The sequence below is a fragment of the Microbacterium maritypicum genome, from assembly GCF_041529975.1.
In the GTDB taxonomy this organism is placed as follows: Bacteria; Actinomycetota; Actinomycetes; order Actinomycetales; family Microbacteriaceae; genus Microbacterium.
Window position 1 is genome coordinate 2,673,937 of the sequence record NZ_CP168030.1, and the last position, 14,578, is coordinate 2,688,514.

Annotated in this window: 13 protein-coding genes and 1 tRNA gene; 5 read left to right on the forward strand and 9 right to left on the reverse strand. The window is 67.9% G+C overall.

Translation table 11 applies throughout. From position 1 onward, the window contains the following. Positions 1–2: 2 nt before the first annotated feature. Both ACCO44_RS12970 and ACCO44_RS12975 read right to left on the reverse strand, forming a co-directional pair. Positions 3–827, reverse strand: a complete 825-nt coding sequence (locus tag ACCO44_RS12970; protein ID WP_105709918.1) for an undecaprenyl-diphosphate phosphatase — start codon at positions 825–827, stop codon at positions 3–5. A 40-nt stretch (positions 828–867) separates the two neighbouring features. Then, positions 868–2,163 carry a M20/M25/M40 family metallo-hydrolase gene (locus ACCO44_RS12975; protein ID WP_029263410.1) on the reverse strand — a complete coding sequence of 432 codons (1,296 nt, stop codon included), beginning with the start codon at positions 2,161–2,163 and terminating at the stop codon, positions 868–870. Positions 2,164–2,275: 112 nt separating this feature from the next. Between ACCO44_RS12975 and ACCO44_RS12980 the strand changes: the two genes are divergently transcribed. Together ACCO44_RS12980 and ACCO44_RS12985 are read left to right on the forward strand one after the other, a co-directional pair. Beyond that, positions 2,276–2,358: transfer RNA gene (locus tag ACCO44_RS12980), tRNA-Leu, on the forward strand. A gap of 144 nt (positions 2,359–2,502) precedes the next feature. After that, complete coding sequence (locus ACCO44_RS12985; protein WP_372466828.1) at positions 2,503–3,843, forward strand: DUF1254 domain-containing protein; 1,341 nt, start codon at positions 2,503–2,505, stop codon at positions 3,841–3,843. Between the two features lie 15 nt (positions 3,844–3,858). On the opposite strand, the gene ACCO44_RS12990 is transcribed toward ACCO44_RS12985, so the two are convergent. Continuing rightward, the gene (locus tag ACCO44_RS12990; protein ID WP_262000922.1) at positions 3,859–4,956 is read right to left on the reverse strand and encodes a VIT1/CCC1 family protein; all 1,098 of its coding nucleotides are present in this window, start codon (positions 4,954–4,956) and stop codon (positions 3,859–3,861) included. A gap of 145 nt (positions 4,957–5,101) precedes the next feature. Further along, positions 5,102–6,844, reverse strand: a complete 1,743-nt coding sequence (locus ACCO44_RS12995; RefSeq protein ID WP_029263412.1) for a DEAD/DEAH box helicase — start codon at positions 6,842–6,844, stop codon at positions 5,102–5,104. A gap of 148 nt (positions 6,845–6,992) precedes the next feature. Here ACCO44_RS12995 and ACCO44_RS13000 point away from each other — a divergent pair, with 148 nt between their 5' ends. Beyond that, positions 6,993–7,820, forward strand: a complete 828-nt coding sequence (locus ACCO44_RS13000; protein ID WP_372466829.1) for an SGNH/GDSL hydrolase family protein — start codon at positions 6,993–6,995, stop codon at positions 7,818–7,820. 7 nt (positions 7,821–7,827) lie between these two features. Here the strand turns inward: ACCO44_RS13000 and ACCO44_RS13005 are convergent, their stop codons facing one another. Then, positions 7,828–8,628, reverse strand: coding sequence for a TrmH family RNA methyltransferase (locus ACCO44_RS13005; protein WP_372466831.1), 801 nt, complete (start codon positions 8,626–8,628; stop codon positions 7,828–7,830). 115 nt (positions 8,629–8,743) lie between these two features. On the opposite strand from ACCO44_RS13005, the gene ACCO44_RS13010 reads away from it, so the two are divergent. Both ACCO44_RS13010 and ACCO44_RS13015 read left to right on the forward strand, forming a co-directional pair. Continuing rightward, on the forward strand, positions 8,744–9,583 hold the full coding sequence (locus ACCO44_RS13010; protein WP_105709912.1) for a Sir2 family NAD-dependent protein deacetylase: 840 nt from the start codon (positions 8,744–8,746) through the stop codon (positions 9,581–9,583). Further along, positions 9,580–10,167 carry a histidine phosphatase family protein gene (locus tag ACCO44_RS13015; RefSeq protein WP_029263416.1) on the forward strand — a complete coding sequence of 196 codons (588 nt, stop codon included), beginning with the start codon at positions 9,580–9,582 and terminating at the stop codon, positions 10,165–10,167. Before ACCO44_RS13010 ends, ACCO44_RS13015 begins: the two co-directional genes overlap by 4 nt. Here the strand turns inward: ACCO44_RS13015 and ACCO44_RS13020 are convergent, their stop codons facing one another. From ACCO44_RS13020 to ACCO44_RS13035, 4 genes are read right to left on the reverse strand one after another with little or no spacing between them, the layout of a single operon-like run. Then, a complete protein-coding gene (locus ACCO44_RS13020) occupies positions 10,168–10,974 on the reverse strand; it encodes a CoA ester lyase (RefSeq protein ID WP_262000920.1) in 807 nt (268 codons plus the stop codon). Further along, entirely contained in the window at positions 10,971–11,459 is a 489-nt protein-coding gene (locus tag ACCO44_RS13025) for a MaoC family dehydratase (RefSeq protein ID WP_029263418.1), read from the reverse strand. The genes ACCO44_RS13020 and ACCO44_RS13025 overlap by 4 nt, the downstream gene beginning before the upstream one ends. Before the next feature lie 41 nt (positions 11,460–11,500). Further along, complete coding sequence (locus ACCO44_RS13030) at positions 11,501–12,649, reverse strand: acyl-CoA dehydrogenase family protein (protein ID WP_372466835.1); 1,149 nt, start codon at positions 12,647–12,649, stop codon at positions 11,501–11,503. A 2-nt stretch (positions 12,650–12,651) separates the two neighbouring features. Continuing rightward, the gene (locus tag ACCO44_RS13035) at positions 12,652–14,574 is read right to left on the reverse strand and encodes a biotin carboxylase N-terminal domain-containing protein (RefSeq protein ID WP_372466836.1); all 1,923 of its coding nucleotides are present in this window, start codon (positions 14,572–14,574) and stop codon (positions 12,652–12,654) included. Positions 14,575–14,578: the final 4 nt, after the last annotated feature.

Genomic DNA, 14,578 nt, shown 5'->3' on the forward strand with positions numbered 1-14,578 from the left:
GGTCAGGCCGCGATCACACCGGTACCGAGTAGGACCAGGAGCACGGTGCCGAGCAGGATCCGGTAGATCACGAACGGCAGGAAGCTGCGCTTCGAGATCCAGTTCATGAAGAACGCGATGACGCCGAGCGCCACCACGAACGCGATGCCCGTCGCCGCGAGCGTGTCGCCGAACGAGAAGAACGACGGCTCGTCCCAGCTCTTGAACACCTGGTAGAAGCCACTGCCGAACACCGCGGGGATCGCGAGCAGGAAGGCGTAGCGGGCGGCAGCGGCGCGCTCGTAACCGAGGAAGAGCCCCATCGTGATGGTGCCGCCCGAGCGGGAGACGCCCGGGATCAGCGCCAGTGCCTGCGCGAATCCGAAGGCGATGCCGTGCGGGTACGTGAGGTCGTTCAACTTCCGGCGCTTCGCCCCGACGTAGTCGGCGACGCCGAGCAGGATGCCGAAGACGATGAGCATGATCGCGACGATCCACATCGACCGGAGCACGGTCTCGATCTGGTCCTGGAAGAGCAGCCCGAGAACCACGATCGGGATGCTGCCGATGATGATCATCCAGCCCATCCGCGCGTCGGGATCATTGCGCGGCGCCTTGCCGACGAGCGAGCGGAACCACTGGCCGATGATGCGCACGATGTCACGCCAGAAGAACACGACGACCGCGGCCTCGGTACCGATCTGTGTGATCGCGGTGAAGGCCGCGCCCGGGTCCTCGCCCGACGGCAGGAACGTGCCGAGGATGCGCAGATGGGCGCTGGAGGAGATCGGGAGGAACTCGGTGAGTCCCTGGACGATGCCCAGGATCAGTGCTTCGAGCAGGTGCATGGAGAGCTTTCAGTTCAGAGAGGCACGGAGCGCGCAGCGCTCAGTACGTGCGCAGCAGATCGGCCAGCACCCGCTGGCCGAAGACAAGCGATTCTACGGGTACTCGCTCATCGACTCCGTGGAACATGCCTGTGAAGTCCAAGTCGGCGGGGAGCTTCAACGGCGCGAAGCCGTACCCGGTGATGCCCAGGTAGGCCAGCGCCTTGTTGTCGGTGCCGGCGCCCAGCAGGTACGGGATCACGGGGACACCGGGGTCGTGGCGACCGATGCTGGCGACCATCGCCTCGACGAGCTCGCCCTCGAACGGTGTCTCCATGCCGATGTCACGGACGACCGTCTGGATCTCGATGTCGTCACCGACGATCTGCTGCAACTCGGCGAGCACATCGTCTTCGGTCCCGGGGATCACGCGGACATCGATGAGTGCCTCGGCACGCTCCGGGATGACGTTGTGCTTGTATCCGGCGGTCAGAGCCGTGGGATTCGTGGTCGTCCGGAACGACGACCTCAGGAACGCCTCCGCGGGGCCCGCGGCAGCGGCGAGGGCATCGGGGTCGTCGGCACTGCGCCCGCTCAATGCGCTGAGTCCCTCCAGCAGTGCCGTGGTCGTCGGCGTCAGACGGATAGGCCAGCGCGTGCGGCCGATCGCCGCGACGGCCTCCGAGAGCTTCGTCACGGCATTGTCATCGTGCAGGCGGCTGCCGTGACCCGCACGACCCTTCGCCACCAGGCGGATCCAGATCAGCGCCTTCTCGCCGACCTGCAGCAGGTACGCACGCCGATCGTCCACGGTGATCGAGTAGCCCCCGACCTCGCTGATCGCGGCCGTGGCTCCTTCGAACCACTCCGGACGATTCTGGACGACGAGAGCCGAACCTTCGACGCCCCCGTTCTCTTCGTCGGCGAAGAACGCCAGGATGAGGTCGCGCTCCGGCTGCTCCCCCGCCCGCAGGATCTCGGCGACGGAGGTGAGGATCATCGCGTTCATGTTCTTCATGTCGACAGCGCCGCGTCCCCACAGCATGCCGTCCTGGACGAGGCCGGCGAACGGATCGACGCTCCAGTCGTCGGCCATCGCGGGCACGACGTCGAGATGTCCATGCACGACGAGTGCGGGTTTGGTCCGATCGCGGCCCGGAACACGGGCCATCACGTTGGTACGGCGCTCGATCGGCTCGTAGTACTCGACCTCCAGCCCGAGCTCCTCGAGGTAGGCGCCCACGTACTCCGCAGCCTCACGCTCGCCCTTCGCATTCCCTCCACCGAAGTTGGATGTGTCGAAGCGGATGAGGTCGCTGGCGATGCGCACGACCTCGGGAAGAGAGGGATCGGTCATGTGCTCCAGGCTATCGAAACGGCGAGCCACGCCCGGGCGTACCGCTCGGTTCGAGAGGCCGCGGGGAACGTGGTAATGTCATTCTTCGGTCGGCAACGATCATCCAAAACCTGCGCGGGTGGCGGAATGGTAGACGCGCTACGTTGAGGTCGTAGTGCCCGTAAGGGCGTGGGGGTTCAAGTCCCCCTCCGCGCACAGGTAAAAGAAGGCCCCGGATCCCACAGATCCGGGGCCTTCTTCTTTGTCCGCACGCGACGCGAGGTAACGCACGAGTGACCTCATCCGAGGGGGATGATCTCCTCCCCCTGCACGCGAACGGCTCTGGATAGCCTGATCCGCATGACAGCCCTCGATGCCGATCGTTCGACGATTACCCAGGCCTACCTTTACGGGTTTCCGCTCGTGTTCAACCTCGATCAGGTCACGCGATACACGACGACCGGAGTCGGCGCCAACCCCGCCGCCCGGTTCAACACCTTCAGCCACGCTCGGACGCTCGCAGGGCCGGCCGATACGTTCGTCACGATCAACAACGACACGCTGTATTCGATGGCGCAGGTCGACCTCAGTGTCGGCCCGGTCGAGCTGCAGGTCCCTGACACTGCCGGCCGCTACTACGTCCTCCAGTTCGTCGACGCATGGACGAACAACTTCGCCTACGTCGGACATCGCGCGACCGGAACGGGCGCGGGGACGTTCCTCCTCGTTCCGCCGTCCTGGACCGGCAACGCCGGAGATACGGTCGTGATCCGATTCCCGACGACGATCGCTTCGATAGTCGGACGCTGGGCAGTGAGCGGTGATCACGAGCTCCCCGAAGTACACGCACTCCAGGACGCCACGACGCTGACGCCGCGAGATCCTGATGCCGTTCCTGCAGGCCTCGCTGTCCCCGATCCCGACGTACCGGGGAGCGCGCTCTTCCTCGAGAAGCTCCGCGTCTGGTCGCAGCAGTTCCCACCCGCACAGCGTGATCGTCCGTTGCAGGACTCGCTTGCCTCTACGGGGATCGCCGTGCGGGGCGCATCACCCTATTCGTCGATGCCGCTCTCCGACGCCGCGCGCCTGGTCGGCGACATGGACGCCGCCAAGGAGACCCTCCATACGATCCTGACGCACGGCTCCAGCCCGGAGGAGAACGGGTGGAAGCTCACCTTCCACGCCTTCGACTACAACCTCGACTACTTCGAGGTCGGTGCCCTGGATGACGACCGCTTCAAGATGACCGACCCCGAACTACGAATCGCCGAACGCGCAGCTGCCGCGCTCGGCGGTCTATGGGGCAACCACCCGTACGAAGCGGCGTACATCATGACGTACGTCGACGACCGCGGAGATCAGCTCACCGGTGCCCGGACATACACGCTGCGTCTGGACCCCGAGCCGCCCGTGTCCGCCTTCTGGTCATTGACGATGTACTCAGTTCCGGAGTTCTACCTGGTGGAGAATCCCATCGCGCGGTACTCGATCGGCGACAGGACCGCGGGCCTGGTCCGCGATGCGGAAGGCGCTCTCACCATCACGATCAGCCATGCGCGACCCGAAGACGCGACGGCGGCGGCCAACTGGCTTCCCGCCCCGGCCGGAGACTTCCGGCCGGTGATGCGGATGTACGAGCCCGATCCCGCCGTTCTCGACCGCCGCTACACGGTCCCCGCGATCAATCGTGTGGAGGGGTGAGTCCGCGCACGCCCCTTAGGCTGTGCCGACACCGAACACGAGACCGAGCACGTACGTGATGGCGGCGGCGCCGAACCCGATCGCGAGCTGACGGAGGGCGCGGCGCAGGGGCGGGCCGCCCGAGAGGACGCCCACCATCGCGCCGGTGCTCAGCAGTGCGACACCGACCAGGACCAGGGCGACGATGATCGCGGCCGTGCCGTGGAGCCCGAAGATCCAGGGCAGGACCGGGATGATCGCGCCTGAGGCGAACAGCAGGAAGCTCGAGATCGCCGCCGTCCAATCGCTTCCGACGATCTCGTGATCGCCTCCAGCCTGGATGTTCACAGGCCCGGTTGCCGCACGGCTGACGCCCGCCTGCGCCGCCGCGACGATGCGTCGCGCGCGCGACAGCGATTCCTCCTGATCCATGCCACGCGCCCGATACACGAGCGCGAGTTCGTTCTCATCGATGTCGAGGTCGCCGGCTGCAGCATGAGCGTCCTCATTCGCCTCTGTCGCGGCCAGCAGCTCGCGCTGCGAACGCACCGACACGAACTCCCCCGCCCCCATCGACAGCGCGCCGGCCAACAGCCCGGCGATGCCGCTGAAGAGGACGAATCCGGAACTGACCCCGGTCGCACCGATGCCGAGCACCAGCGCGAGGTTGCTCACGAGACCGTCGTTGGCGCCGAAGACGGCGGCGCGGAACGACCCCGAGAGCCGCCTCCGTCCCCGCGCGGCGAGTCCGCGGACGACCTCGTAGTGCACCTTCTCGTCGGCGCGCATCGCCGGGGTCGCGTACTGCTCGGAATCGTAGGGCGAGCGCGCCTCGGCGCTCTGCGCGAGCGCGAGCACGAAGATGGACCCGAAGCGGCCCGCCATCCAGCCGAGCAGCCGGGAGCGGAAGCCGGCGCGCGGCAACCGTGCGGGCTCGGCCCCGAGAAGGTCGAGCCAGTGCTGCTCGTGGCGGCGCTCGGCGTCGGCGAGCCTCAGGAGGATCTCCCGCTCCTCCCCCGTGCGGCGTGCCGCGAGCTTCTGATACACGGCGCCCTCGGCTCGTTCCTCGACGAGGTAGCGGGCCCATCGCTTGCGATCAGCAGGGGTCGGGTCGGCGGCAGCAGGCGCTGTCATGGATCCTCCAGGTGTCCGGTGCCCGATGCGAGGGCAACCGTTCAACGCTAGCCTCGGAGGCTCGACGCGACCGCGCTCAGACGCGGATTGACAGCATTTCGGGGATCCGAAGCACGGCCGCCGAACAAGGCCGGCAGACGATCGCTCAGGAGCGTACGCGCTTGCGCAGGACCTCGATACGCGACTGCAGCTGTGTCACGGTCGCCTGCGCCACCGCCGGTCCGCCGCAGATACGTCGGAGCTCGGCATGCACCGCTCCGTGGGGCTCGCCTCTCTGCCGGGCATAGAGGCCCACCAGACTGTTCAGGAGCTGCCGCTGCTCCTTGAGGGTGCGATGGAGGGGCGGCGGAAGCGTCGTCGTCTCCGTCGGCCCGGTGGACGCCTCGCGCGCCTCTCTCAACCGGGACTGTCGCGACTGGCGCTGCATGAGCAGCTCGTGCACGTGCTCGGGTTCGAGAAGACCCGGGAAACCGATGAACTCCTCCTCCTCGGGGGTGCCGGGCTCAGCCAGCTGGCCGAACTCCTGGCCCTCGAAGACGACGCGGTCGAAGTGCGCGACCGAGGAGAGCGCCTGGTAGCTGAACTCCTGCGTCAGCGCATCCGAGGTCTCCTCTTCGCGGTTGGCGCTTTCGAGCAAGGAGTCGTCGAGTCCGTCTTCTTCTTTGGACTGCCGGTCGAGCGCATGGTCTCGCTGCTTGTCCATCTCGTTCGCCAGACCCATGAGCACGGGCACCTGTGGCAGGAACACGCTGGCGGCCTCGCCCCGACGACGGGCCCGCACGAATCGGCCGATCGCCTGTGCGAAGAAGAGTGGGGTGGACGACGACGTCGCGTACACACCGACCGCGAGTCGCGGTACGTCGACGCCCTCCGACACCATGCGGACCGCGACCATCCAGCGGGAGTCGTTCGCGCTGAACTTCTCGATGCGCTCCGAGGCGGTCGCGTCATCGGAGAGCACGATCGTCGGCTGCTGCCCCGTGATGCTGTGCAGGATCTTCGCGTACGCGCGCGCGACCGTCTGATCGGTGGCGAGCACGAGGCCGCCGGCGTCCGGAACATGGTGGCGGATCTCGGTGAGGCGGCGATCTGCGGCCGACAGCACGGCCGGCATCCACTCGCCTTCGGGGTCGAGCGCCGTGCGCCAGGCCTGCGACGTCACGTCCTTCGTGTTGTCCTGGCCGAGGTGCGTCTCGAGTTCATCGCCGGTGGTGGTGCGCCAGCGCATCTTGCCCGCGTACATGTGGAAGAGCACGGGGCGCACGACCCCATCGGCGAGGGCACGGCCGTAGCCGTAGTTGTAGTCGGTGCGCGAGACGCGTGCGCCGGATTCGTCGGGGTGGTACTCCACGAACGGGATCGGCGCTGTGTCGCTGCGGAACGGCGTTCCGGAGAGCAGCAGTCGGCGTTTCGCGGGGCCATAGGCGTCGCGGATGGCGTCGCCCCAGCTCAGCGCGTCCCCACCGTGATGGACCTCGTCGAGCACCACGAGTGTCTTGGCGTCTTCCGTCAGATGCCGATGCACGGACGACTTCGCAGCCACCTGCGCGTAGGTGACGACGGCACCGTGGTAGTGACGTGCCGGCGCCCAGTCGCTGTTGCGGAATCGCGGGTCGAGCCGGATGTGCACGCGAGCCGCCGCATCCGCCCACTGTGTCTTGAGGTGCTCGGTCGGCGCCACCACGATGATGCGGTTCACTTCGCCGATGCGCATGAGCTCGACCGCGAGGGTGAGGGCGAAGGTGGTCTTGCCTGCACCGGGTGTCGCCGCGACGAGGAAGTCTCGCTGATCGGCTTCGAAGTACTGTTCCAGCGCCTCCTGTTGCCAGGCGCGCAGCTTGCTTGCGGTTCCCCAAGGGGCACGCTGGGGAAAGGACGGAGAGAGCATCGACTCCACGATAATCGGTGCTGCGGACACTGGCGCACGTGCCGCGCTTCTCGCGCGCGCCCCTCCCTCGGGCCGGCGCGTGCGAGTAGGCTCGGTCACTGCGCTGCGGCCACCGCCGCCTCGGCAGACGTTCGCGAAGGAGAGCTGGATGACCGACCAGGATTCGACTCGGACCCCGTACATCCCCAACGAGACCGCACACCCGTGGCGCCGTTTCGTCGCCACCGGAGACTCGTTCACGGAGGGCATCGGAGACCCGGATCCGGCGCACCCCGGCAGCCACCGCGGCTGGGCCGATCGGGTGGCAGAGGTGCTCGCCGCCCAGGTGGACGACTTCGCCTACGCGAATCTCGCCGTCCGCGGGAAGCTCATCGCGCAGATCGTCGCCGAGCAGATCGAACCGGCCGTCGCGCTGCGTCCCGACCTCGTCTCGATCTGTGCCGGGGGCAACGATGTGATCCGCCCGGGCACCGACCCCGACGCCATCGCGAGTCAGCTCGAGGATGCCGTGGCGCGGCTGTCATCGACGGGAGCGGCCGTCCTCCTGTTCACGGGCATCGACACCGGTTTCACGCCGGTTTTCCGCGCCTTCCGCGGCAAGGTGGCCATCTACAACGAGAACGTCCGCGCGATCGCCGAGCGCCACGACTGCATCGTCGCGGACCAGTGGGCGCTCAAGGTCGTGCAGGACATGCGGTTCTTCGACGACGACCGGTTGCACTACAACGCCCTCGGCCACCACGAGGTCGCACGCATGGCGCTCCGTGCCCTGAACGTCCCGAACGACCTCGAGGCCATGCAGCCCGAGCCGTACCCGCTGCGGACCTGGCGCGAGGCTCGATCCGAAGACCTCGGGTGGGCGCGCGAGCACCTGATGCCCTGGGTGCTTCGTCGACTGCGGCACCAGTCGTCGGGCGACAACCTGGCCGCGAAGCGCCCTGAGCCTTCGCCGATCCTCCTTCCGCCGCGGGACTGACCCGGGGTCAGCCCTTCACCGCCCACAGCGCCACGGCTGCTGCAGAGGCGACGTTGAGAGAGTCGACACCACCGGACATCGGAATCGTGACGACGGTGTCGGCACTGTCGATCACCGTGCGGGAGAGACCGTCGCCCTCCGAGCCCATGACGAGGGCGACGCGCTCGGGGCGGTCGGCGACGTAGGCGTCGAGTGTCACCGCATCGTCGCGCAGAGCCAGCGCTGCGATGTCGAAATGCGCGGCATGGAGGTCTTCGACGGCTTTATCCCAATCGGTGATCCGCGTCCACGGGACCTGGAAGACCGTCCCCATGCTCACCCGTACGCTGCGTCGGTACAGCGGGTCCGCTCCCCCGGGCGACACCAGCACGGCGTCTGCCCCGAGACCGGCTGCCGCACGGAACGCGGCACCGACGTTCGTGTGATCGCCGATGTTCTCGAGGATGAGCACGACGGAGGCGCCGTCGATCACGTCTCGAACCGTCGGCAGCTCCGGGCGGTGCATCGACGCGATCGTTCCACGGTGCACGGCGAAACCGGTCACCGATTCCGCCACATCGTCAGGGACGACGTACACGGGCACGTCGAGATCGCCGACGATTCCACGGATGTCCTCCACGCGGCGCTCCTGCACCAGCACAGAGCGCGGACGATGCCCGGCTGCCACCGCACGGGCGATGACCTTCGTCGACTCCGCGATGTACAGCCCGCCCGCCGGTTCACGGATGGTGCGCAGCGCCGTGTCGGTGAGCCCGCGGTAGTCGTCGAGGCGCGGATCGTCGGCATCGGTCACAGGCACCAGTCGCATGCGTCCCACTCTGCCACTGCTCGCACCCCCGCTCCGACGCACCGTGCGCCGTCGACGAGCTGCTCGCTGAGTCCGTCGCATCTCTCCACGCCGTAGACTCGCTCGAGGAGGTCCTGTGAGCGTCTCGAACACCGCCGAGCTGTCGGCCGCCATCGCCCACGCCGCCGAGCTGCTGCGTGACAGGCGCATCGCCCTCTTGACAGGCGCCGGCATCTCCACCGACTCGGGGATACCCGCGTACCGCGGAGAGGGCGCCAGAACCCGCAGCGACCCGATGACGATCCAGACCTACTTGGGCGACGAGGCCGCACGACGACGTTATTGGGTCGGCGGCCACCTCGGCTGGCGTGCTTTCGCGCGAGCAGAACCCAACGCCGGTCACCTCGCGGTCGCACAGCTCGAGGCTGCCGGGAACGTCTCGGGCGTCATCACCCAGAACGTCGACGGACTCCATCTGCGCGCCGGGAGTTCGCACGTGATCGAGGTGCACGGCACGATGCGTCGCGTCTTCTGCCTGCAGTGCGGCCAGGTCTTCGATCGCCGTGACATCGCGGTGCAGATCGAGGAGCGAAACCCCTGGATCACCATTCCGGAGAATGTGGCACTCGCCCCAGACGGCGACGTCCTCCCCGAATCCACCGAGGGGTTCATCGTCCCGGTGTGCACGGTGTGCGGCGGGATGCTGAAACCCGATGTCGTCTTCTTCGGAGAGTATGTCCCGCTGGACCGCTTCCGTGCGGCAGAGTCGCTGCTTCGCTCCAGCTCCGCCCTCATCGTCGCCGGCTCCTCGCTCGTCGTGAACTCCGGCGTGCGGCTGGTCGAGCGGGCCCGACGCCGCAACATCCCTCTGATCATCGTCAACCGCGAGCCGACGCGTGCGGATGCCTGGGCCGATGTCACCATCGCCGCAGGCACCAGCGACGTGCTCCCCGCACTCCAGGAACTTCTCTCGTGACCCACCTCACCCTCATCCGCCATGGCCAGACCGATTGGAACCTCGCTCGACGAATCCAGGGTTCGACCGACATCCCGCTGAACGAGACCGGGCGAGAAGACGCGCGAAGGGCAGCCGAGACCCTCGCCGCCAGCACGCATCACGCGGTGTACACCAGTCCGCTGCTGCGCGCCAAGGAGACGGCCGAGATCATCGCCGACAGGCTCGGGCTCGAGGTGGTCGGTGTCATTCCCGACATCCGGGAGCGCGAGTTCGGCGACGGTGAAGGCATGCTCGTCGAGGACTACATCTCGACGTACGGCGACTGGCACGCCGAGGTTCCGGGCGCGGAGTCCCTGGAGCAGGTCGGCGAGCGTGCCATCGCTGCGCTCCACGCGATCGCCCGTGAAGCGCGGCGCCGCTCGGCCCCGCAAGCGGAATCGGTGCTCGTGGTGGCACACGGCGGCGTCATCCGCGCTGTGATCGATCATGTCTCCGGCGGGACGCTTCCCCGCGACGGGGAGGTCCTGCGCAACGGGTCCGCACACCGCTTCGTGGCGGCACCCGGTTACCTTCGACTCCTCGAGGAGTCGAAGGTCCTCTGATCAGCTGACGCGGGTGACGACCGATCGCGCGTGCCGAAGCACCGGTTCGTCGATCATCCGTCCCTCGAAGCGGAACACGCCGCGTTCCGTGGCCGCAGCCGCGAGCACCGCCCGCGCCCAAGTCACCGCACCGTCGTCCGGCCGATACGCGGCCCTGATCGCCGACACCTGGTTCGGATGGATGCAGGCGGTGGCATGGAACCCCGAGGCCGCAGCGTCCATCGCCTCGCGTTGCAGCCCCTCGGCGTCGTCGATGTCGATGTGCACCGCGTCGATGGCCGCCTTGCCGTGGGCGCCGGACTCGAGGAGGACACGAGCACGGGCATAGCGGGCGATATCCCGATAGCCGCCCTCAGCATTCCGCGACGAGGTTCCGCCGAGAGACGCCACGAGATCCTCTGCGCCCCACATCATCGCGGTGACCAGGGGGTGCGCGGCGATCCGGTCGGCCGCATGGATGCCGCGCGCGGTCTCGCACAGGGCGATCAGCGAGTACCGCTCGTCGAACGCATCGAGGCACTCGGCGCTCTCCGTCTTCGCTACCATCACCGTACGGAAGTCCGTCTCGGCGAGTGCGTCGAGGTCGGCCGTGAACGCTTCGGTGCCCGGAGCGTTCACGCGCACGATAACCCGCTCGGCGTCGATGTCCGCATCGATCACGTTCCGGCGCGCCACGGCCTTCGCCTCCGGGAGTACGGCATCTTCGAGGTCGAGGATGATCGCGTCCGCCCGGTCCTGAGCCTTGCGGAAGCGCTCCGGACGGTCCGCGGGGCAGAACAGCAGGGCCGGTCCGAGTTCGAAAGTCACTTCGCGACTCCTTCCGGGAGGCAGTGGACGAGAACCGACCTCACTGCGGTCGCCACGACCGTCTCGTCCTGATTGCGCCCGGTGTGGGCGATCTTCACGATGCCCTGACCCGGGCGTGAGGACGACAGCCGTTTGTCGACGATGACGCTCTCGGTATAGAGGGTGTCACCGGCGAACAGCGGGTGCGGGAAGACGATGTCGCCGAACCCGAGCTGTGCGACCAGCGTGCCCTGCGTCAGCTGCGCGACCGAGGCGCCGACCATCGTCGACAGCGTCCACATCGAATTCATGAGCCGCGCACGGAACGGGTCCTGCGCATCGGCGAACGCCGCATCGAGGTGCAGCGCCTGCGTGTTCATGGTGAGCGTCGTGAACAGCACGTTGTCGGCCTCGGTCGCCGTGCGGCCGGGGCGGTGCAGGTAGCGGGCGTCGAGCACGAACTCCTCGTAGTACAAACCCCTCTGAAGGATGTCGTGGGTGGTCACTTCGACTCCGTTCGTCGCTCAGTACGGCGCATGGGGCCACGCTACCCGGCGAGTCCGAGTCCGCGCGCGATGACGAGGAGCTGCACCTCGGTCGTCCCCTCGCCGATCTCGAGGATCTTCGAGTCGCGGTAGTGGCGAGCGACCGGGAATTCGTTCATGAACCCGTTTCCCCCGAAGACCTGGGTGGCGTCCCTCGCGTTGTCCATCGCGGCCTCCCCGCCCACGAGCTTGGCGATCGCTGCGGCCTCCGCGAACGGCTTCCCCGCATCCCGCAGTCGCGCCGCGTGATGCCAGGCGAGCCGCGCGGTGTGAACGCGCGCCCGCATACGGGCCAGGGTGAACTGAGCATTCTGGCGTGTGCTCAGCGCTGCGCCGAAGATCGTCCGGCTCTTCGCGTATTCGACCGCCGCCTCCAGACACCCCTCGGCCGCGCCGGTGGAGAGGGCGGCGATCGCGATGCGACCCTCGTCGAGGATGCTGAGGAAGCTCCGGAAGCCGCTCCCCCGCTCCCCCAGCAGGTTCGTCGCCGGAACCCGCGCTCCGTCGAACGTCAACGGGTGGGTGTCCGAGGCGTTCCACCCGACCTTGTCGTAAGGAGCTTCGACCGTGAACCCGGGAGTGCCGTTCGGGACGATGATCGTGGAGATCTCCTTGCGCCCGTTCTCGTTCCCGGTCACCGCAGTGACCGTGACGAAGCGGGTGATCGGAGTTCCCGAGTTGGTGATGAACTGCTTGGAGCCGTCGATCACCCACTCATCGCCCTCCACGCGCGCGGTCGTCCTGGTCGCGCCAGCGTCGCTTCCGGCTTCCGGCTCGGTCAGGCCGAAGCCCGCCAGCGCGCGCCCCGCGAGCAGATCGGGAAGCAGCTCCTGCCGCTGTTCCTCGGTGCCGAAGCGGTAGATCGGCATGGCACCGAGGCTCACTCCTGCTTCGAGTGTGATCGCGATCGACTGGTCCACCCGCCCCAGGGCCTCGATCGCGATGCCCAGCGCCATGTAGTCACCGCCCTGACCTCCGTACTGCTCGGGGAACGGCAGGCCGAACAGGCCGAGGTCACCCATCTGCGAGACGACCTCCATCGACAGCGTGTGCGTGCGGTCGGCCTCGTACGACTGCGGTGCGACCACCGTCTCGGCGAATTCGCGCACCATCGCGGCGAGCTCGCGCTCCTCCTCTGACAGGTCTTCCATGTTCAGCTCTCCTCTGTCGTCACGCGGGCGACCGGTTGGTCGCGCCGCACCTGATCGCCCACCGCGACCAGCAGATGCACCACACCGTCATGGGGTGCGAGCACCTGGTGCTCCATCTTCATCGCCTCGATCGCGACGAGCGGGTCGCCGGCCGACACCGCATCCCCGTTCGCGACGAGCACGGCCACGACGCTGCCCGGCATGGGCGCGCGCCCCTCGGGCTCGGTCGCTGCCGCCCCTGACTCGCGCTGAGCGAGACGGTGGAGCATCCTGCGCCGCCTGTCGAGCGGACGCAGACGCACCGTGCGGCCGCTCTCGGACACCCAGACCGCGCCATCTCCGTCCATGGCCGCGTGCACCGTCCCGTTCGGGGCGGATACGTCCGCTGCACCGAGTTCAACCACTTCGTCGTCATCCGTGAGGGCCGCGAACGTCGCCTCCGGCACGGCCGCGGCACCCAACCGCCACCCCGGACGATCCCGCCAGAGCGCGCTCGTTCGCAGCGGTTCGCTTGCTCCGGTCGCCGACATCTTCCTCGCCGCAGCCAGCTGAGCGGGAGACGGGCGCTCCGCCTTCCAGGGCAGCAGCGTCTCGATGAGCCCGGTGTCGAGATCGCCCGCGACCACACGCTCGTGACGGCAGAGGGTCCGCAGGAAGGCCACGTTGGTGTCGACCCCGAGCACCACCATGCGTGCGAGAGCCTCATCGAGCCGTGCCAGGGCGGCTCGACGATCGTCAGCGAACGCGATCACTTTCGCGATCATGGGGTCGTAGAACCCGGTCACCTCACTCCCCGTCTCGACGGCGGAATCCACGCGCACGCCGGGCGGCGGATCGAACAGGAGGATCGTGCCCGTCGAGGGCAGGAAACCGCGCTCGGGGGACTCCGCATACACACGCGCTTCGACGGCGTGCCCTCGCACTCGCGGCGTGACGTCCAGCGGAAGCCCGTCAGCCGCACGGAGTTGAAGCGCCACCAGGTCCAGACCGGTGACCTCTTCGGTGACGGGATGTTCCACCTGAAGGCGTGTGTTCATCTCGATGAAGAAGGCCTCGTCCGGCGCGTCGGCGTCGATGAGGAACTCGACCGTGCCCGCGCCGACGTACTGGACGCTCTCCGCCGCCAGCACGGCCGCCGAGAGCAGCCGCTCCCTCGTATGTGCGGGGATGCCAGCCGACGGTGCCTCCTCGATGACCTTCTGATGACGACGCTGCAGCGTGCACTCGCGCTCGCCGAGGGCGATGACCGTTCCGTGGGCATCGCCGAAGACCTGCACCTCGATGTGCCGTGGGCGACGGATCAGGCGCTCCAGGATGAGCGAGTCATCTCCGAAGGCGGCTGACGCGACCCGACGAGCCGAGGCGAGCGCTCCGCGCAGCCCCGCAGCGTCGGAGACGACCTCCATGCCCTTTCCTCCGCCACCTGCACTGGGCTTGACCAGCAGCGGGTAGCCGACGTTCTCCGCCTCCTCGGCGATCTCGAGGTCGGAGAGGCCTTTGGCGTCGAAGCCCGGAACGACAGGCACGCCGTAGCGCAGCACATGCTCGCGGGCGCGGGCCTTGTCTCCCATGATCTGCAGAGCGTCGACGGAGGGGCCGATGAAGACGACGCCGCTCTCGGCGCAGGCCTCGGCGAGACCGACACTCTCGGAGAGGAACCCGTAGCCGGGATGGATCGCCTGTGCACCGGTGCTGCGGGCCGCGGCGATCACCGCATCGATGTCGAGGTAGGACTCGACGGCGGGCGCGGGACCGATCCGCACCGCCAGATCCGCTTCGCGTACGTGGGGCGCGGACGCATCCGCATCGCTGTACACGGCGACGCTGCGGATTCCGAGGGTACGGAGGGTACGGATCACCCGACGGGCGATCTCGCCACGGTTGGCGACGAGCACGGTATGGAAGGAAACGGTCGATGATGACATAGCA